We start from the raw sequence: 21,292 nt of genomic DNA on the forward strand, positions 1-21,292 counted from the left end.
AAATGTCTTGATTTATTTAGTGAATATTTCAGTGTGGCGATGGCTGGATTCAGCGATTGCTGCACTGTTCTTAGAATTCAAATTAACCCAAAGATGATTGCTTTTAAACATCAAATCCTAGTGCTATTTTTTATACTTGTATTTCCTATTCAGGTGTTTTCTAAAATAGAAGTTGAAGACCATTTAAAAGTAGGCTGGTCTACAGCGGACATTACGCCAGATTTACCTGTATTGGTTGCCGGACAGTTTCATGCCAGACTATCTGAAGGGGTGATGGATCCGGTCACAGCCACAATTTTGGCACTAGACTCAGGAGATGGAACAAATTCTGAGAAAACGATTTGGATAAGTTGTGACTTGGTTGGAATCAGCGATGGGATGAGGGCTACGGCTAATTTGAGAGATGAAATAAGGAATAGGGTCATAAAAGTCATTCCTTCCATTTTGCCAGAACAAATAATTGTTAATGCTACCCATACACATGCAGGCCCTTATGTAGCATCAACTGCTTCGGTAGAGGATATATACGGGGTAAGCCTGGAACAAATGGCAGATGGCAAGCCAGCCATGTCTCCAGCTGCTTATATTCCATTTGCAGCGGACCGAATTGCACAAGGAGTTATCAAGGCCTGGGAAAAAAGAAAATTAGGCGGAATAAGCCTTGGACTTGGGCATGCTGTGGTTGGTTTAAATAGGCTTCAGGCCCTAAAACCTGGTAAATCACGCATGTATGGCAGTACAAATTCTCCAGATTTCAGTCATATAGAAGGACATGAAGACCATAGCTTAAACCTGATGTATTTTTGGGATTTAAACAAGCAATTGACAGGTGTAATAGTAAATGTTGCCGCTCCCTCCCAGGTAAGTGAACATTCCTACAAACTGTCTGCAGACTTTTGGTTTGACACCAAAGTGGCCATAAGAAAAAGTTTAGGAGATTCAGTTTATGTTTTAGGGCAAGCCAGTGCAGCAGGAGACCAATCTCCTCATGTAATGGTAGGCTCAAAAGCCGAAGAACGCATGCAACATCTTTTAGGCTTTGAAGAAGAGGGAACTGGCAGAGGCAGCCTAGGACAACGCAAGCAAATTGCCAAGCGAATAGCCGATGAAGTAATTGATTTATTTCCTGTAATGAAAGCCAATATAGATTGGCAACCTGTATTCAAACACGAAATGAAAACGGTACCCCTTTCAAGGAGGCTACTTCGTGAAGAGGATGTAGTTGAGGCTACTGAAGAGGCGAAAACATGGCAGGCTGAATATGACAAATTAAAGGCTGAGGTTCGCGACAACCCAACAATTATTGAAACGCCTAGGTGGTATAGAGACATTACCATAAGCTACAGCAAATTAAGAAGAGGCTTAGTGGTATCTGAAAGGTATGAATTAGAAAATGTACAGCCTAAAATGCCCATAGAAGTGCATGTAGTAAGGATAGGTGATGCTGCTTTTGCAACCAATCCTTTTGAGCTTTACCTTGATTATGGCATGCAAATGAAAGCTCAGAGCCCAGCCATTCAAACTTTCATTGTTCAGCTTACAGGGTCAGGATCCTATTTACCAACCAAGCGCTCCATAGAAGGGGGTGCCTATGGCGCTGTTCCGGCGAGTACGCTAATGGGTCCAAAAGGGGGAAATGAATTGGTAGCCGAAACACTATCGATTATTAAATCCATGTGGTAAGGCGTAAAATACCATTTTAATCAGAAAAGTTTCAGCCATGGATATAAACCAAGGCTTCATATAAAAACGGACCTGATAAATAAAATTAATCATTAATTTATCATTATGGAAAAACAAACGCATACCGATTTTCGAGTTTCAAAAATTAAGAAAAACCTATTTTTAGCCATTTCATTTTTTACAATATTTATTACTTTTCAGTTGTTCCCAAACGGCGTATATGGGCAGGATTTGTACGTTGGTGCGGCCACTGTGGACATAACCCCGAAGCTACCTGTAGCGGTAGATGGTCAGATGATAGTCCGTATTGCAAAAGTTGCTGAAACCCCATTGACAGCCAATGTCATAGTTTTGGAATCAAAGGGGGCCAACACGACAGTATTGGTTTCCTGTGATATGGTCACCATTCCGACGGAATTAAAAGAAATGATTCAAATGGAGGTGAAAAAAAGCCTACCTGAATTAGATACAAAAAAAATTATTATAAACGCTACCCATACCCATACAGGTGCAGTTGTGAGAGACAATCGATACAACATTCCCGAAGGAGTTACACAGGTAAAGGATTATTTGAAATTTGTATCAGATCAGGTAGCTAAGACCATTTTTTCAGCATACAACATGCGTGAGCGAGGTAGTGTTTCTTGGGGCATTAGTCATGCGAAAGTAGCCTATAATAGAAGGGCTGTTTATGAAGATGGCTCCGCTAAAATGTATGGAAGTACCCATGAAGCAAATTTCATTAAAGTAGAAGGCTATGAAGACCAGGCCATTCAATCCTTGTTTTTTTGGAACCAAAAGGGAGAATTTGTAGCCACTTGTATCAATGTGCCAAGCCCTGCACAAATAGTGGAAAATAGGTCTACCGTAAATGCAGACTATTGGCACCCTGTTCGTGAAGGCCTAAAGGAAAAATATGGTCAAAGACTGGTAGTGGCAGGCTGGATAGGGGCCGCAGGTGACCAAACGCCTAGACCCAGGTATGATGAATTTGCAGAATGGAGAATGATCGCATTGCGCAACGAAAAAAAGAGTCCTGATTTTGCTGAGCATACTGGTGAGGTAAATTTCAGAAATGAATACCATCTCAATGAGATCGCTGGAAGAATTATCCGGGCAGTAGATGAAACCTATGCAACGGTGAATATTGACAAGCATGAAGCTCCTGTTTTAAAGCATGAGGTGAACAATATTGAGTTACCAATGCGATTAGTAACTGAAACAGAATACAATCATGCCCTTAAAATGAGGGCTGAGGACATGAAAGATGCCGAAAGCGCCCAAATTTTCAGTCGTAGAATTGTCTGGTACAGTAAAGTAGTAGACCGTTATGAAATTCAGAAATCTAACCCACAGCCCATGTATCCGGTAGAGCTTCATGCATTGCGAATTGGCGATGTGGTAATTTGTACCAATCCATTTGAGTTGTTTACTGAATATGGGATCCAAATGAAAGCCAGAAGCAATGCCATGCAGACTTTTGTGCTTCAATTGGTGGGGCCAGGAAATTATCTACCGACCAAAGAAGCCGTTCGGGGAGGTCATTATTCAGCGATTGTAGAGAGTAATGAAGTAGGGCCTGAAGGAGGACAGCTTTTAGTAAATTGGTCTGTAGCAATGATCAATAAACTTTGGCCAGAATAATTGACAAACTCATTGAGATCAAGATGCTTCACAATTCAATTGCGGTAAAATGGTAAATAAAATTTTAAAAAAATTAGTAACAGTAGCCTGTTTATTCCTTTTACAAGCTGCCTCTGTTGTGGCTTCGCAGCTTTTTATAGGGTCTCGTACGGTAGACATCAGCCCGCAATTGCCTGTAGCAGTTACGGGGCAGTTCCATCTGCGGATTGCTGAAATTGCCGAAACCCCTTTGATTGCTACTGCTATGGTTTTAGAAACCAGAGGGGCAGAAGGAGATCTTGCCATTATGGTTTCTTGTGACGCCCTTTATATCCCCACTGATTTGGTAGCGCTCGTGAGGCAGGCGGTCAAAAAGCAATTGCCGGATATAGACGAAAACAAAATTTTTCTAAATGCAACCCATACACATACAGCCCCTGTATTGGCTTTGGAAGGTGAATACCTGATTCCAAAAAATGGGGTGACTCAGGTTAAAGACTATCGAGATTTTTTCGTGGATAAAGTAAGTAGGGCCATTGTTGAGGCTTGGGAAGACAGAGCTCCAGGCTCTGTGGCTTGGGGAATGGGGTATGCTGTGGCAGGTTATAACCGCCGAATTGTTTATTCCGATGGCACATCCGGTATGAGCAGTAAAACAGATTTACCCGAATTTAGAAGTTTTGAAGGTTCAGAAGACCACAATGTCAATACACTCTTTTTTTGGGATGAAAAAGGAAAGCTAACGACGGTAGTTGTAGGAATTGCCAGTCCTTCACAAGAAGTAGAGGGGCGATATGCTGTCAATGCAGATTACTGGCATCCGGTGAGAGAAGGTATCAAAGCAAAATATGGCGAAGATGTCAATGTTTTAGGTTGGGCAGCTGCTGCCGGAGATATTACTCCCCACATGAGGTACCGCAAGGCCGCAGATGACAGGATGCGTAACCTAAGAAACCTAAGTCGGGTAGATGAGCTGGCGCGGCGGATAAACCTTGCCGTAGATGAATCTTTTGCTGCAGTGGCTGCAGAAAGGCATTCGGAGCTAATTTTTGAGCACCATGTGGAAGAATTGCTTCTGCCGGAAAGGTGGGTAACCGAAAAAAACTATTTAGAAGCCAAAGCATTTGTTCAAAATGCAAAAGACCAAATAGCTGAGGATCCAAAGGCAGCAGATGCGCTTTATCGGATGATGAACTGGCAAGATAGAACAGTAAAACGCTACGAGCAGCAATTGGAAAACCCCAAGCCAATGTATCCTATGGACCTGCATGTGATCAGGTTGGGAGACATTGCCATTTGTACCAATGAATTTGAACTGTTTTCGGATTTTGGCATACGGATAATGGCCAGAAGCAAAGCATTACAAACCTTTGTAATACAGCTTGCAGGTAGCTCTGATTGGGGCTCTTATCTACCGACGCAGCGTGCCGTAAATGGTGGGGCTTATAGTGCCATTATTCACAGCAATATAGTAGGACCTCATGGAGGACAGGTTTTGGTTGACAGAACATTGGAAGTGATTGATCAATTATGGGACAAATAAAGCAAATGACTAACAATAAAAGTATGGTGAGATTATGTATGTTACTGGCACTGGCCTTTTGGTTAAATGTGCCTTTGCAGGCCAATGATTTGTACCTGGGAGCAGCTACAGCAGACATTAGCCCCAAATTACCTGTGGCGCTAATGGGGCAGTTTCACATGAGAATTGCAGAGACAGCGGATACCCCTCTGTATGCTGGAATAGTAGCCATCGAGTCAAGGGAGGGTCAAACTGGATTGGATACGGCTGTATTTGTTTCTTGTGACCTGGTGTATATTTCCGCCCGTTTGCGTAAGGAACTTAGAGACGAGGTAGCCAAGCGAATTCCTGGCTTTAATGTAAATAAAATCATTGTTAGTGCCACACATACCCATACCGCGCCCGTTTTGGAGGATGATCTGGAAGAATCCTCTTTTATCTATCCAATTCCCAAAGAGGGAGTCACCATAGTGAAGGACTACAGGGCGCTGTTTGTTAGCAATGTCGCCGATGCCATCGAGGAAGCTTGGGCGAACCGTGGCAAAGGAAGTGTTACTTGGGGCATGGAACGTGCTGCCGTAGGATACAATAGACGTACGGTTTACAAAGATGGAACAAGTGTAATGTATGGAAACACCAACAAGGAGGAATTTCAAAACCTTGAAGGCTATGAAGACCATGATATAAACGCCTTATTCTTTTGGAATGAAGCGGATGAGTTATTAGCCATGAGTGTGGATGTGGCTTGTCCCGCGCAGGAGTTTGAACACAAGACCACAGTAAATGCTGACTATTGGCATCCAGTTAGAGAGAAATTAAAAGACCGTTTCGGAGAGAATGTGAGTGTTTTAGGTTGGATTGGTGCTGCAGGTGATCAATCGCCGCACAGCATGTACAGAAAAGCTGGATTGGCTAGAATGCAAGAGCTCTCCCAAAAGACACGAATGGATGACATTGCCGAACGAATCATAAGGGCAGTGGAAAACACCTATGAAATCGTGAAAAATGACCGTCATAGCAACGTGGTTTTTCACCATGAAATGGAAAACCTGGAACTACCAATGCGTATCATTACAAAAGAAGAATACATAGAATCAGAAAAGGTAGTCAAAGATTGTCAGGAACAAATAGCCGCAGATCCGGACAAAGCAAGGTTGCTTTACGCCAAAATGACTTGGTTTGGAGATGTTTTAAAAAGGTATAAGGCACAGCAGAAAAACCCAGAAGCTACCTACACTTCAGAGATACACGTATTACGAATCGGTGATGCAGCCATCGCTACCAATCAATTTGAGTTGTTTACTGATTACGGTATTCGCATTCAAGCCAGGAGCAAGGCTGTACAAACTTTCGTGGTTCAGTTAGCAGGTCCAGGAACGTATTTACCTACAGACAAAGCCATTGCAGGTGGTGGCTACAGTGCCGTTTGCCAAAGCAATGTAGTAGGTGCAGAAGGGGGGCAGGTGCTCGTGGATAGAACCCTGGCGATTATGGATAGGTTTTGGGATGAGGAGAATGCTGTTCGCTTAAAGAAAAAATTGTAGCTCCAATAGTATAGCAAAAAGCGTAATGGAGAATTTAGTAAAACAATAGAATGAAAAACACAAGATTTAGTTACCATGTTATTTTTTCTTGCCTCTCGGCCATCTTTTTACAAGCATGTGGAGGAACCAGTAGCGGACCTTCTACCCATGGATCGGTTGCCCCAGAGGATGGTGTTGCCTCTTTCGAGCTCGCACCAGGTTTCCAAATGGAATTAATTGCCAATGAACCTCTGGTCAGTGATCCGGTGGACATGGAAATTGATGAATTTGGGCGATTGTATGTGGTGGAAATGCCCGGTTACCCGATAGACAAAAGCGGTACGGGCAGGATCAAATTGCTGTCAGATTCAGATGATGATGGGGTAATGGATAAAAGCACCATTTTCGCAGACAACCTGGTTTTGCCGAATGGTATTTTAAGATGGAAAAATGGGGTATTAATTACTGATGCACCAGACGTTTTGTATCTGGAAGATACTGACGGAGACGGAGTAGCAGATGTTAGAGAGGTCATGATGACTGGGTTTTCCCTTTCAAATCCCCATGTCAATGTAAACAATCCGGTATATGGATTAGACAACTGGATACATCTGTCTCATCTAGGCCATATTGGTACCAGAAAATATGAGGAAGAGTTTGGGGACAAAGGAACCACAATTGTTTTCCCAAACAGTCAAGGAAGCACTGAGTTACCTAAAAATGCCAATGGACATTCAGTTCGATTCAGACCAGACATTCAAGTGGCTGAATTGGCATCCACCCGGTCTCAGTTTGGTCATACTTATGACCGTTGGGGTAGGTATTTATTGACCCACAATCAAAACCATATATACCATGAGGTGATCGCTGCGCCATACCTTTCTAGAAATCCCGGATTAATAGTTTCCAACGCAAGTGAATCTATTTCTGACCATGGTAAAGAGGCAGAAGTTTTTCAAATAACGACCAACCCGGATCGACAACTTTTTACTCCGGTTGGGCTGACTACTTCTTCTAGCGGCTTGACGGCCTACCTAGGTGGAGCTTTTCCAGCCCCATTTGACAAGGCTGTATTTGTTGCCGAATCTGTAAGTAACCTGGTTCATGTGGATATTTTAAAGGAAAAAGGAGCCACTTTCGTTGCAGAAAGGCTAAGTGATAACAAGGAGTTTCTGGCTTCCAAAGATTCCTGGTCCAGACCAGTAAACATGTATGTGGGACCTGATGGAGCTTTGTATGTGCTGGATTATTACCGCAGGATAATAGAGCATCCTGAGTGGATGTCTGATGAAGCCGTCGCTGCTGGTGGATTATCTGATGGGGTAGGTATGGGAAGAATCTATAGAATTACTCCTGAAGGAACAGGGAAGGCAGATTGGACTTCAGGATTAACTTTTGGGGACGAAAGCCCTCAAGAATGGGTCAAACACCTTGCTAGTAAAAACAACTGGTGGAGAAACAATGCTCAGCGACTACTCGTCACTGCCCAAAGTCAAGAAGTATTTCCGGATTTGGAAGAAATGGCCATTAACCAAGCTTCTGCTGAAGGAAGATTGCATGCTTTATGGACTTTAGAAGGCCTAAAAGGGTTGAGCACCGATCTTATTATCAATGCGCTTGGTGACCCAGAAGCTGGGGTCAGGGAAAATGCCATTAAACTGGCCGAAATGCATCTAAGTGAATCGAGTGAATTGATAGCCGAATTGCTTAAATTAAAGGCGGATCCAAATGCCAGGGTAAGGTTTCAACTGCTCTGTACGCTAGGATTTATAGAGACACCTGAAGCGGCGCAAGTAGCGGAAGAATTGCTGTTTCGAGACTTGTCAGATGAATGGGTACAAATTGCAGCATTGTCTGCCTCTTCTTCCAAAACTACACCATTGCTCCAAACGGTACTTAAGCGTTTTGACAAGGATGTGCCTGCTTATGGCAGTTTGATTCGCAGATTAACAGCCATGATTACAGCAAACGAAAATGAAGATGAAGCAGAAAAATTGCTTCAATCTGCCCTCAATTTATCAGGTGGTAAAGGCTGGGAAGCACCTGTCCTGGAGGGAATAGCTGCTGGGATTAAGCGGAACGAAAAGAATGAAGAAGCGCTTTCTCCTTACCTGGATAAAATTGTGTTTGCCTTTTTTGAGCATCAGGATGTCAAGCTAAGAAAGGCTGCCTTAAACCTGATCCAAACTATGGACTTTAAGGACGAAGTCTTGCTAAAAGCCAGCATGGAAAAAGCCATGGCCATCGCCACAGATCAATCGATTCCTGAGGAAAGAAGAGCAGAGGTGCTCAGGTTTCTTCCAAAAGGTGATGTTGCCCCATATGCGGAGCAGTTGAAAGGTATGATAGCTACTACTGAACCCATTGTTCTACAAATAGCAGCCATGCAAGCGCTAGGAAATATAGAAGGAACAGTGGTGCAAGAATATGTGCTTACTAAATGGAGTTCTTTAACGCATGAAATTAGGGAGGTCGCTTTAACTACTTTCATGAGTGATGTAGATCGGGTTAAACTATTGTTAACTTCCATTCAGTCAGGAAAAATTCCAACGGAAGCAATAGGCTGGAAAATGCGGGTGCAACTAATGAACAATGGTGACGAGCCAACCCGAAATTTTGCCAGGGAATTATTGACCAAAGATGAAGGAGAGGAGATCAATAAAAACTACCAGAAGGCCTTGGAAATAAATGGAGACCCCATTGCTGGGAAATCAGTATACCTAGAAAATTGTGCCCTATGCCATCAATTTAGAGGGAAGAGCGGTGTGGCCTTTGGCCCAGACCTGGGCACCTTGCACAACTGGCATCCTAAAGACCTTATGGCAAATATTTTAGATCCCAATTTGTCGATTGCCCCGGGTTTTGATTTATGGGAAGTAACCCTTAGTGATGGTGAGACAATTCAAGGCATGATCATGAATGAAACCTCAGCGGCCATTAGTCTCAGAACTTCGCCGGGAATTGAAAAATCAATTAACAGACAAGATATTGAATCCATTAAGGGAATGAATATGTCACTCATGCCGGGCTTGGCAGGACAGCTTGACCAGCAAAAAATTGCTGACTTAATGGCCTTTATACGCAATTCAGAATAAAAAATAATTCATCATTAGCAAAATAGAAAACTATGTTTAAAAAATATTGGGTGTTTATCGCTTTGCCTGTATTGTTGCTTGGTTTGGCAAGTATGGTAAAAAAGCCTGCACATGAATTGTCCCTTAAAAAAAGTGATTGGAACATTGGGGTTGCTTTGTACTCCTTTAATAGGTTCCCTTTTCCAGTCACTTTGGAAAAAGCGAAAACCACCGGCGTAAATTACGTTGAGGGCTTTGATTTTCATAAGCTTGGTGGGGATTTTGGTGAAAAAACCATGTCGGACCTCAGCCCTTCAGATGCAAAGGCGGTAAGGAAACTTTTGAAAGCCAATGGATTGAAAATGAAATCCATGTACGTTGGCAAAGCGAATGACAAGGAAAGTTGGCAAAAGGCTTTTGAGCTGGCCAAATCTTTAAAAATCCAGTACCTGGTAGCGGAACCAAAAAGAGAAAATTGGGACATGGTTGACCAGCTTGCCGGAGAGTATAAGGTCAAGATCGCCCTACACCAGCATTCCAAAGAAGCCGGTTCCATTTATTGGCATCCAGATTCTGTTCTGTCAGCCATTAAAAACCATCCTAATTTTGGTGCTTGTGGGGATTTAGGACATTGGACTAGAAGTGGGCTAAACCCAATAGAAAGCCTTAAAAAGCTGGAGGGCCACCTTATTAGCATACACCTCAAGGACCTGGATGCTGCCAAACAATCTGCCAAAGATGTGATGGTAGGTGAAGGAATTATTGATTTCGAAGGAGTAGTCAAAGAGCTTAAAAGGCAGCAGTTTGATGGTGAGATTTATGCAGAGTGTGAACACAAAATGGAGGACAATCTTGAAGATGTCAAGCATGCTGTCCAGTATTTTGGCAACCTGACTCCTTGATTTAAACCCAAAATAAACCAATACTATGAAACGGAGAATTTTTTTTAAGAATAGCCTTGTTGCAGGTGCCGCTACTTTTGCTGGGCTTAGTTTGCCATTAGGGAGAGAGGCAGTAGCAAAGGCCAGCCCTTTTAATATGAAATTTTCACCTGATTTCGGGTTGTTTGCTGAAATAGCCGGGAAAGCCCCTGAAAATCAGATTCGATGGGGACATGACAATGGTTTTCACGCTTGGGAATGTACTTTTTTGCAAAGACGCCCATTAGAAGAACAAAAACGTATCAGCGATACTCTTCAAAAACTGGGGATGGAATTTGGCCAATTTGTAGGTACCATGGATTTTAAGCAAGTGACTTTTGCAGGAAGGAATGAAAGTATCAGAGACAATGTGCTTAAAGAGGTTAAGGCCTCTGTGGAAGTGGCCAAGCGAATGAATACCAAGTTTATTCACAATGTTTTGGGAATGGCAGATCCAAAGTTGCCTTGGGATTTTCAATTGGCCAATGCAACAGAACTTTTAAAGCGGATTGCAGAAATCTATGAACCTCATGGATTGGTGATGGTGATGGAAACCATGAATCATAAAATAAACCATCCGGGCATGTTTTTGCATTCACTGCCTCAGTCTTATGCCATGGCCAAGGCGGTAGACAGTCCGAGTGTCAAACTCCTCTGCGATGTTTACCATGTGCAAATACAGGAAGGAAACCTCATGCCCAGCATTGACTACGCTTGGGATCAAATTGCTTATTTTCAAATAGGAGATACCCCAGGCCGTTTTGAGCCCATGTCGGGTGAAATCAATTACAAAAATTTATTGCAACATATTTGGGACAAAGGTTACCGTGGGTTTTTAGGTCTGGAACATGGTTCCAGTAAACCCGGGAAAGCTGGAGAACTAGCAGTTTTAGAAGCATACAAACAAGTTGACCCCTCATAATTATTTAAAACTATGAAAATGATGTTATCAAAAAAAATTATGCTGTTCCGAAGGGAGCTTAGGAATCACGGAATAACCGTCTGCATGGTCGCTTTGGCCTACCTGATTAGCATCCCTGCTTATTCCCAGGGAAACAGGTTTTTTCAAGCCGGCGCCCATAAAAGTAACATTACCCCAAAACTAGGGGGTCCAATTATCGGTGGGTGGAATTCTCCCCCTGCAGATTACATTCATGACGAACTGTATGCCAGAAGTGTAGTACTAGATGATGGAGAAACCAAACTGGTTATAGTAACGGTAGATAATGTGGGCGTCGATCAGGATGTTTTTGATACAGCCAAAGAAACCATTGAGGAAGCGACAGGAATACCAGCTTCAAATGTAATGATAGCCTCAACTCATACCCATTCTGCCACGAGTGCCCGTGGAGAAGGCGATAAAGGGAGAGAGTGGCATAAAGGTGCTCCTTTGGATGACTACCAAGCATTTATGGCGAGCAGAATAGCAGATGGAGTTCAGGTAGCCTTAAGAAATTTGGAACCGGCCAGAATTGGTTGGGGATCCGTGGATGTACCCCAGCATGTGTTCAACAGAAGATGGAAATTGAAACCAGGTACACCGAATCCAAATCCATTGGGTGGTACTGATATTGCCAAAATGAATCCAGGCGTAGGGAACCCAAACCTTTTGGAACCTGCCGGCCCTACGGATCCTGAAGTATCTTACCTTTCCATCCAAGCCATTGATGGAAGGCCTTTGGCACTTCTTGCCAATTACTCCCTTCATTACGTAGGTGGTGTTCCTAATGGTGAAATATCTGCTGATTATTTTGGGATGTTTGCTGACAAAATGCAGGAATTGCTTGGGGCAGATCGTCAAAATCCTGGCTTTGTCGCCATGATGTCAAATGGCACTTCAGGAGACATTAACAACATCAACTTCAGGGGGCCTAGAGTGGACCATCCACCTTATGGTAAAATGAAACTGGTAGCAGATGATGTGGCCAAGGCAGTAATGAAAGGATACCATGACATCAACTATGAAGATTGGGTGCCTTTGGGTGCTAAACAAGCCTATTTAAACTTAAAAGTAAGAAAGCCAAGCCCTGAATTGGCAAAATTTGTTGAAGAAGTAATTGCCAGACCGGAATCTGTAGAGGGCAGACATAGTCTTGAAAAAACCTATGCTGCAAGGATCAAGCAGATGGAAACTTTTCCGGATGACATTGATGTAATCATACAAGGTTTTAAAATTGGGGATTTGAGTATAGGAGCCATTCCTTTTGAAACCTTTGTAGAGATAGGCTTAGAATTGAAAGAAAAAAGCCCAATGAAAGACCATTTTACCATAGCCCTGGCCAATGGCCTTTATGGCTACTTGCCCACTCCGGCACAACATAAATTGGGTGGTTACGAAACATGGTTGTCCACCAATAGGGTAGAAGAAGTGGCTTCAGACAAGATCACCGCGCAATTGTTGGATTTGTTGGGGGATTTGAAATAGTGAAAGTATCTTTTACCTAAATTTTTTGACTTCACCATGAAGGGAGATTCGCTTCGTGGTGAAGATTTTTGTTATCAAAGGTATTATTTATCGGATTTAAGACAATTCGGCCCCCTCTAAATTTAATTTGCTAATATATCTTTTCTTCTATGTGAATTATAATTCCATTTAGATTGGAAAACCAATTATGATCAGAAAGCTGAAGTTTTGGCGATAGTAACCAGTTGTTTCATAAAATTACCAACCTCGAAGACCGATTTCAAATATTCAATTCGATCCGATAATGCATTTTTTGCTTTGCTTACAAAAAAGATAAGCTCACTCAAACTTAGTAATTCTGGGTAAAGGGGATCTACTTCAGCATAATTGACCTTTTTGCGGAATGTTAACAGATCCTTTTTAAAATCTGTTTTCTCTAATAGAATTTTTTCCCTTGAATAGTTTGGATGCCTACTATTGTTTTGAAAAGCGTTGATTTCCCTGCCCCATTTTCATCCTATATTTTATGGATACCTTCATTAGTTGTCCAAGAGTCAATAGATAATTGGAACTTTGGTTTTTATTTTTTTAAAGAAGTTTTGAATCTAAAGCATTATGTAAAGATCATTTGAATATCTTTTTAAACAATCTTTATTGACAGGATTTAATGTTTAAACTAGATAGCAATGATTTTATTTCTAGGTGTTGCCGCTTTTTATACGTAACAATGCTAACAAATTTCATCCAAATCTAGTCAGCAGGTTTTATAAGTTTCTCCCTCTTATACCCCAAATTAAAATTTATGTCCTCAAATTCTCCGAAATGAACAGCTAATAGAGGAGGTAGGTTTATCTTGCAAGAGTAAAAAATGAAAAACCTACGACTATATCGTAATAAAATGATGAAATCGTAGGTTTTCTAATTTTAACAAATTATATTCGAAATATGGAAGATTTGATACCACAGGAGGAACAGGCCATGCGCGTATTTTGGAAGATTAAAAAGGGGATTGTCCGGGATATTCTGGATCAATTGCCTGAACCTAAACCACCATACACCACATTGGCCTCTACCATAAAATCACTGGAGAAAAAGGATTACCTTGGACATAAGACCTATGGTAAAACCCATGAGTATTTTGTAAAAGTTTTGGAGTCGGAGTATAAAAAGAAAAAATTTAATAACATCATTAAAGATTTTTTCGAGGGTTCGGTTGATAATGTTTTGTCTTTTCTGGTAAAGGAAAAGAAACTGACCAGTAAAGAATTGGAAGAAGTAAACAAATTAATAGAGAAGGGAGGCAAATTATGAGCCCATTTTGGAATTTTCTTTTGGAAGCAAGCATATGCTTGTCCCTTGTTTGGCTGGTATATTGGCTTTTTCTCAGGAACCTTACTTTTTTTGGGTGGAACCGGATATTCCTGTTAGCAGGAATGGTTTTGTCCCTGCTATTTCCCTTGTTAGAAATAGATCTAGCCTTATACGAAACAGTTCCCATACAAGCTTATATCTTGTCTAATAATCCTGTTGAAAACATTGTTCAAGGATCAAGTTCTTTACCAATAACTTCAATATCTCAGGCATTTGGATATCTCTATGTTAGTGTAGCCCTGGCAAAACTTTTAATTTTTGGTGTTGGTATATATTTGGTATTCAGGAAGATTAAACGTGCAAAAGTTCAATCATTTAGAGGGATAAAGGTTTATGTCTTTCCTTACTTTAATCCCTCTTCTATATTCAATAAGATCCTGATGCCCGCTTTTGACCTTAAAAGCACTGGTCATCAACAAATTCTTTTGCATGAATCAGAGCATGTTCGCCAGGGGCATTCCTGGGATTTACTCTTCTTACATTTTGTAAAATCCTTACTGTGGATTAATCCATTTGTTTACTTAGTTGAACTTTCTTTAAGAGAAGTTCATGAATACCAGGCAGATAATAAAGTGATTCATACAAACAGTCCTAAAATTTACGGTAAAATACTGGTGAACAATTTAATTCAAAACAAGCATAATTTAGTAATAAATAGTTTTAATCAATTTCAAATCAAAAATCGAATAATTATGATGAACAAATGCAAATCGACAAATTTAGAAAAATGGAGGTATTTTATGAGTGTTCCTCTATTGATATTGATGCTCGGATTATTTTCAATGAATACCGCAGAGCAGTCAAAAAATGTGATAGGTACCTGGGTAGGTTCTGATTTTGAATTTACATTAGAAGAGGGTCCCTACTTAAAAGCTTTAGTGGAAGGTGGTGAAAAACTCCATATGGATGGTAAATTGATTCTGAATGAAAATAAAACCTACCGTATTTTGGATGCCACCCAAACCATGAACGGCAAAGGAAACTGGAATTATGAGGGACAAAATCTGGTGCTTAACGATCAAGATGGTAATAAGGAGGAATACCTTATTGAAGAAGTTACAAATACCCGTTTGGTTACAGTTCATAAAGTTTCAATGGATACTCCTGAGGGAAAAATAGAAGGCAAAATCCGTTTGACCTACCTTAAAGAATAAAAAAATTGACCTTATCTACGATAATGTCGTAGATAAGGTTCTTCTAGTTGTAATTGCAAATTACAACTTATTATCTCGTGGGCTTTGTAATTCCATTGACGTGCGCCAATCGATTACGACACCGAAACTAAGGCTTCGGCTCCGCTTAGCCACCGTTTTGGCTTTGCTCAGTCACCGTGTCTATTTTTACCATTTTGACTTTTCCATAGAGTAAGTTACCAAAAAACATTCTTATTCCTTCCTGTGGTTAATTTACTTTATTTACAAATTAGGACTTTCGTTTTAATCCATAAGTGGGATCAATTTTTGAAGAGGAGATTTTCCCTTAACTGCCAAAAATAAATTGACTTCTAGTTTTTGAAGGATGGGGTGGTCACAACCAAATTCTGTAAATAATCTTTTCAAATCTTCGGGCATTTCTTTTAAAATTTCGTCAGTTCTGTCGATACGGGTCAAAAACCCAAGGCCTTGATCAGCAGCTTGATTTTCATCCATATCTTTAAATATTTTATAAAATTGGGCTTTGATATAGTAGGTTTTTTTGCTTCCTATACGTTCAGTTTGCCTTCCATTTATGTCTGTATCTGTATATATATACTGTGGAGAAAATTCCGTGAAATTCTCAGGATTGTTTTGGGCGCAAATATCAGAAAAGTAATTCAAATAAGAATATAGCCAATCTACTCGTTTCTGAATGGTTCGTGTTAGTTCCAAGGATTCATCAAGAGAAAGATTGAACATTTCCCCGAGAGAAGAAATGTTAAGGTTAGTGAATTCCCCATTGTAAATTTGTTTTAGAAATTTCGAGTTTTTGTAGCCTTTGAATTCAAAATTTGGTGCATCAAGGTGTTTGACTGGGTTAAGCACACTTTCCATTTGATGTGCTTCTTTGCGTAGGGTTTCAATCGGGACATTAGCTCGGGCCTTAGCTCTTTTATCGGCCTCTTCTTGAGCTCTAATTTTATTTATATGACGTTGCAAATTCTTTCGATCTCGGTATTTCTTAAGATCTTCTGGAGTTGGGTTGAGCGTTCTATCTAATCGAGCTTGTCTCTTTTGTTGCCATTGGCGATGTTGTTCGATTGTCATCCTATTGATCCCTACTATGGATGAATACCAGAGATTCTTGTATTGAACATTGTGCCTAAATCCTTTCGATAAGCCATGTATTACCCAGATGTCTTTAGCGCATTTGTTTAGTTTTTTATATATAGCTTCTTTTTCCTCTGAGGACATTTGCGCATACGATTTACCAAATATGGGTTTGAAATATACATCGTGGTAGGCAATGGCATAAACCCGAACAAAATCTTTTTCTAGGCGTACCTTGTTTTTTTCTTCCGGTAAAATTTCATCTGCGATAGAAATCCATTTTTTTAAGTCTCTGCAGTTGGGAGAATAAGAAAATAGTGTCTGGCTTAATATAAAAAAGCAAATGGTGAGTACAAATTGTTTCATAATTTGTTATTCTTTCAGATTAAAATTATTGATTTGTAATGTAAATAAAAAATAATACTTTTATAGGTTAACTTTGACCGTAAATAGCTTTCCTTTCTCTTTGAGAAAATTATAAAAACATAAAATGTATACGCGATCTTGAAATTAGGTTTCAGCTCCCTGCCAAGGCGTAATGCAATTAAACTTTCCTGTCTTCTGGAATTTATAATTCCTTTCAACTTGCAATCGTGTAACTAAGGCTTCGGCTCCGCTCAGCCACCGTTAAAGCGTCGGCTGCTCTCAGCCACCGTTTTGGCTCCTCTGCCTTTGATTCTGCTCAAGCACCGGTAAAAATTCGCTTTCATGAGGAAACACACCATGGATGGTTAGCTATATTCTCGGTGTCAAACCCTATTTGGATATTCCAGATTTTTAGTGCATTTTTTCCAATTAATAAGTCTTTGTCATCTTCCGTGTAAAAGGAGAAATATTTTTCTACAAACTCTAGTTCCTTTTCCATTGGTAATTCCCACTTGGATAACCTGTGCCTCAAATAAGCTGTTCAGGACATAGATGGTCTTGTAAAATGGGAGCGTGTCCTCATAGGGGTATTCTTTTATTTCCGACATCTCATAAGGTTCAGAATTGCTTATCCAAACCTGAGGAAAACGTTTCAATTTAAAATGCTTTCTAAACTCCTCCCAGCAATTTGCAGCTTTTAAGTCTGCTTTACCAGCATGGTCTATAACAATTTTTACGCCTGGAAACCTTTCAGCCATGTCTTCCAGCATTGGCTTTTGATGGGGCAGAATATAATAATTGAAAACAACTCCCAATCTTTCAGCTTCTTTCCATAATGGGTAATGAGTGGGTGAATTCTACCAAGTGGATTTGGGGTGATAAATTGGGCTGAATTGCATACCCTTAAAATCATGTTCATTCACCCAGTATTTTAGGTTTTCTACAATTTTAGGATTCTCAGGATTTAGTAGGCCATGGGCTACGAAATGATTGAGATAGACCTTTAGGCAATTGGGCATGTAGGAATTGTCCCAGCCCTAGTAGCGGGGATTGATCAATACACCATAGCAAAGGCCAAAATCAGCCATTTATGATCTGATTTTCTATTGGGGCTTCTATTGTAGCCTTTAAGTTGGGAATATTAGGCTATTCTGAAATTAAACCAAATAAAATAATATATTAGGTGCTTTTTTTAACTGTATAGAGTAATATTATTGTTTTTAAATGTTTTTTTAGTGAATTTTTTACCCTATAAAAAAAAGAGTGCATTCTTAATTCAGATTATGGTATAGGGATTGTGGCTAATGGTTTAAGACTAGCAAGTCAGGCTATTTTGAGAGCGAAAACAAGGTAATAAAAACAATTACTGGTTTTAAAGTGGTTTCATCATATGCTTTATGTCGTCTTGTAATTGGGTTTTATTTTATGTTTTAAAAAGTATTTGACATCCAATTCTCTTTTGTTTTTCCCAAACAATCAATAAACAAATAGTAGATAGATTGGTTTGTGTGAAAAGGAATGGTTTCGAAGCTGTTAAGAGTTAAACATTGATTATCAATAAGTTTCCAAACTTAAAAGGGCTAACTCCCGTTCATTTGAATAGCTATCCATTTATAGAAAATTAACTAAATCACATGTTAATTTTTGTATCTTTGAACACCAATCTTTAGATTTTAATACAGATTATTACAACTAATTCTAAGTTATCATGAATAAAATTGTACTATTACTCTTTATTATTTTCTTTATTCACGGAAATTTAAGGTCCCAAAGTAATCTCAGGGGAAAGGTTCAGGATAAGGAGACGAGTGAGACACTACCAGGTGCCTATGTTTTTGTGAAAAATGCGGCAGGAGACACCCTGGCCAACACTTTTACAGATGAATATGGACAATTTCAATTTGCCAATCCTAAAGTATCATCTTTTATATTGAATATCAGTTTTATTGGTTTTGAGGATTTAATCAAAACAGTAGCCACTCCTACAAATAATAATCTTGGTATTTTTGAGTTGGTGGAAGAAGGTAGTTTGTTGGAAGCATATGAAATAGAAGCAAGTACCCTTGCAGGGGAGATGAAAGGTGATACGATCTCCATGAATGCAGATGCATTTAAAACCCGATCACAAGCAAGTGCAGGAGAATTAATACGAAAAATGCCGGGTGTGGTAATGCGTGGGAATACCATTGAAGTCCAAGGGGAAACGGTAGGTCAGGTTTTGGTGGATGGAGAACCTTTTTTCGGCGATGATCCGGCCATGGCCATGCAAAATTTACCCGTAGAAATAATTGATAGAATAGAGTTTTTGGATCAACTTAGCGTGCAAGCCCAATTAACGGGTTTTGATGATGGAGAAACCATAAAAACCATAAATATCATTACCAAAAAGGAAAAGAGAGGGGGAGAATTTGGAAGAATGTTTGCAGGGTATGGTTCTAATAATAATTACTTAATAGGTGGTAGTGTTAATTTTTTCGACGGCCCACAGCGACTGACCCTTTTAGGATTAAGCAATAACATCAATCAACAAAATTTCTCGGCAGATGATCTTACAGGTGCTTTTGGAGGTGGTGACGATAGGCGAGGCGGCAGAGGTCGAGGAGGAAATCCACTTACTACAAGGGAACTTCCGGGGGTGACCAACACCAATGCTGTAGGAATTAACTTTACTGATAAATTCAACAACGGAAAGGCGAAACTAACTGGAAGTTATTTCTTTAATGAAAGCACCAATTTCCTTAATCAAAATTCTTCTCGGGAATACATTCTTTCCAGCGACAGTTTACAGCTTTATGACGAAATTAGAAATGAGGAAAACTACAATCAAAATCACCGATTGGATTTAAGGTTAGATTATGATATTTCTGATAAACATGCCATTGTATGGAGGCCTAGGGTCAGGTATGAGAAAGGTACATCAAAAAGTAGACTTGCTGCTCAAAATCTTTTTAACCCGAATACGCCCATCAACGAAACCCAAAACAATACCAGTTCAACCAATGAGTCTTTTCAGTTTTCAAGTGATTTCACTTACCGATATAAATTCAATAAAAAAGGTCGAACCCTTTCGACTCAAATTGAAACCGAATTTGGTGATGCCAATAGTGATTCAAGATTGGTTTCAGTAAACCGTGATTTTCAGACAAATAATCTTGACAGTCTAATCCAAAATTCCCTTAGTAAATCCAATTCATTCAATTATGAATTGGAAGTGGAATATACTGAACCTATAGGTGAATACTCACAGTTGAGGTTTGAATATGAGGTAGGGAATGATATTGGAACCACCAAACAGGAAGTAGCTCAAAGAGCGATGGAATCCAACTTATTTGAATTGGACTCCACTTTAACCAATGAATTTGAAAACACCTATTTGCAGCATGAAGCAGGTTTAGGCTACAGTTATAATAAGGATAAAATAAGGGTTTATTCTTCTTTCGATTACCAAATTTCTATTTTAGACAGTGACCGGTTGTTTCCGGGTTTTGAAAACACCAAGAGGACTTTTAAGAATTTTGTTCCTAGAATGGTTTTTATGTATGACATGAATGATAATACCAATATTAGAATTTATTATCGTGGAGATACTGATGCTCCCTCCGTAAGGCAGCTACAAGATGTTATAGACAACAGCAACCCTATTCAAATTTCAACAGGAAATCCGGATTTAGAGCAAGAGTATGAACACAGGTTGTATACACGGATTAGAAATGTTGACCCGGAAACATCCAAATCATTTTTCATGTATATGGGCGGGTCTGTAAGGTCTAATTACTTGGGTAATGCTACTTATATTGCTACCAAAGATACACTTATTCAAGGAGATGTTTTGTTAAGGCAGGGAGGACAACTTAGTAGACCGGAAAACTTGGACAAGTATTGGGACTTACGAAGTTATTTTTCTTTTGGCATCCCATTGAAGTTTATAAAAAGTAACTTGGACCTTAGTGCAAGGGCAAGCTTTAGCAATCAACCGGGAATAATTAATGGCCAAACCAATTACAATAGGAACATTGGTCTTGGTCCAGGTATAGGAATTAGTAGTAATTTGGGTGAAGATTTAGATTTTAACATATCTACAAGTGGTAATTACAATATCGTAAGAAGTAGTTTACAGGAAAACTTGGATAATAATTATTATACACAAAGTACAAGGTTGGATTTGTATTGGAATTTTGCTTGGGGATTTTTTGTCAGCACCAATGTAAATAACCAGTGGTATACAGGTTTAGGAGAAGACTTTGACCAATCTGTCTGGTTAATGAATGCAGATTTGGGCTATAGATTTCCTCCCAGTCAGAAGTTTGAGTTGAAAATGACTGTTTTTGACTTGCTTAATCAAAACACAAATATCAGCAGAAACGTCACAGATGTCTACATTGAAAATGAAAGAACCCAAGTGTTGCAACAATTTTTGATGCTTACTTTAACTTATAATTTAAGAAGTTTTGGCCAAGGAGCAATGCCTTAAGCCCATCCAAATGGGATCTCCGTAAGCCCTATCTGAGATTTTGCCCAGGTAGGGCCTAGCTTGAGCTACTGATGGTCACTTTGATTCGG

General features: G+C 39.9%; 13 protein-coding genes. 11 read left to right on the forward strand and 2 right to left on the reverse strand.

Going from position 1 to position 21,292, the window contains the following annotated elements:
• The first annotated feature begins 93 nt into the window (after window positions 1-93).
• The 10 genes from AAC073_RS20675 to AAC073_RS20720 all read left to right on the forward strand — a co-directional run bounded on the left by AAC073_RS20675 (window position 94) and on the right by AAC073_RS20720 (window position 15,274).
• The gene (locus tag AAC073_RS20675; protein WP_339925717.1) at window positions 94-1,683 is read left to right on the forward strand and encodes a hypothetical protein; all 1,590 of its coding nucleotides are present in this window, start codon (window positions 94-96) and stop codon (window positions 1,681-1,683) included.
• A 105-nt stretch (window positions 1,684-1,788) separates the two neighbouring features.
• Window positions 1,789-3,327, forward strand: coding sequence for a hypothetical protein (locus tag AAC073_RS20680; protein ID WP_339925718.1), 1,539 nt, complete (start codon window positions 1,789-1,791; stop codon window positions 3,325-3,327).
• Window positions 3,328-3,376: 49 nt separating this feature from the next.
• Window positions 3,377-4,849 (forward strand): hypothetical protein, encoded by a 1,473-nt coding sequence (locus AAC073_RS20685; RefSeq protein ID WP_339925719.1) that lies wholly within the window; start codon window positions 3,377-3,379, stop codon window positions 4,847-4,849.
• Window positions 4,850-4,854: 5 nt separating this feature from the next.
• The gene (locus AAC073_RS20690) at window positions 4,855-6,372 is read left to right on the forward strand and encodes a hypothetical protein (protein ID WP_339925720.1); all 1,518 of its coding nucleotides are present in this window, start codon (window positions 4,855-4,857) and stop codon (window positions 6,370-6,372) included.
• 50 nt (window positions 6,373-6,422) lie between these two features.
• Window positions 6,423-9,446, forward strand: a complete 3,024-nt coding sequence (locus AAC073_RS20695; RefSeq protein WP_339925721.1) for a PVC-type heme-binding CxxCH protein — start codon at window positions 6,423-6,425, stop codon at window positions 9,444-9,446.
• Window positions 9,447-9,478: 32 nt separating this feature from the next.
• Window positions 9,479-10,327, forward strand: coding sequence for a sugar phosphate isomerase/epimerase (locus AAC073_RS20700; protein ID WP_339925722.1), 849 nt, complete (start codon window positions 9,479-9,481; stop codon window positions 10,325-10,327).
• Between the two features lie 25 nt (window positions 10,328-10,352).
• Window positions 10,353-11,267, forward strand: coding sequence for a TIM barrel protein (locus AAC073_RS20705; RefSeq protein WP_339925723.1), 915 nt, complete (start codon window positions 10,353-10,355; stop codon window positions 11,265-11,267).
• A gap of 18 nt (window positions 11,268-11,285) precedes the next feature.
• Window positions 11,286-12,770: a neutral/alkaline non-lysosomal ceramidase N-terminal domain-containing protein gene (locus AAC073_RS20710; RefSeq protein WP_339925724.1), complete on the forward strand. Its 1,485-nt coding sequence runs from the start codon at window positions 11,286-11,288 to the stop codon at window positions 12,768-12,770.
• 924 nt (window positions 12,771-13,694) lie between these two features.
• Window positions 13,695-14,060 (forward strand): BlaI/MecI/CopY family transcriptional regulator, encoded by a 366-nt coding sequence (locus AAC073_RS20715; protein ID WP_339925725.1) that lies wholly within the window; start codon window positions 13,695-13,697, stop codon window positions 14,058-14,060.
• A complete protein-coding gene (locus AAC073_RS20720) occupies window positions 14,057-15,274 on the forward strand; it encodes a M56 family metallopeptidase (RefSeq protein ID WP_339925726.1) in 1,218 nt (405 codons plus the stop codon). Before AAC073_RS20715 ends, AAC073_RS20720 begins: the two co-directional genes overlap by 4 nt.
• Window positions 15,275-15,556: 282 nt before the next feature.
• Here AAC073_RS20720 and AAC073_RS20725 read toward each other — a convergent pair whose 3' ends face one another.
• Complete coding sequence (locus AAC073_RS20725; RefSeq protein WP_339925727.1) at window positions 15,557-16,732, reverse strand: hypothetical protein; 1,176 nt, start codon at window positions 16,730-16,732, stop codon at window positions 15,557-15,559.
• Between the two features lie 443 nt (window positions 16,733-17,175).
• Window positions 17,176-17,547 (reverse strand): amidohydrolase family protein, encoded by a 372-nt coding sequence (locus tag AAC073_RS20730; protein WP_339925728.1) that lies wholly within the window; start codon window positions 17,545-17,547, stop codon window positions 17,176-17,178.
• An 893-nt stretch (window positions 17,548-18,440) separates the two neighbouring features.
• On the opposite strand from AAC073_RS20730, the gene AAC073_RS20735 reads away from it, so the two are divergent.
• Entirely contained in the window at window positions 18,441-21,203 is a 2,763-nt protein-coding gene (locus tag AAC073_RS20735) for an outer membrane beta-barrel protein (RefSeq protein ID WP_339925729.1), read from the forward strand.
• Window positions 21,204-21,292 lie beyond the last annotated feature (89 nt).

It is taken from the genome of uncultured Cyclobacterium sp. (genome assembly GCF_963977555.1).
Classification (GTDB): Bacteria; Bacteroidota; Bacteroidia; order Cytophagales; family Cyclobacteriaceae; genus Cyclobacterium.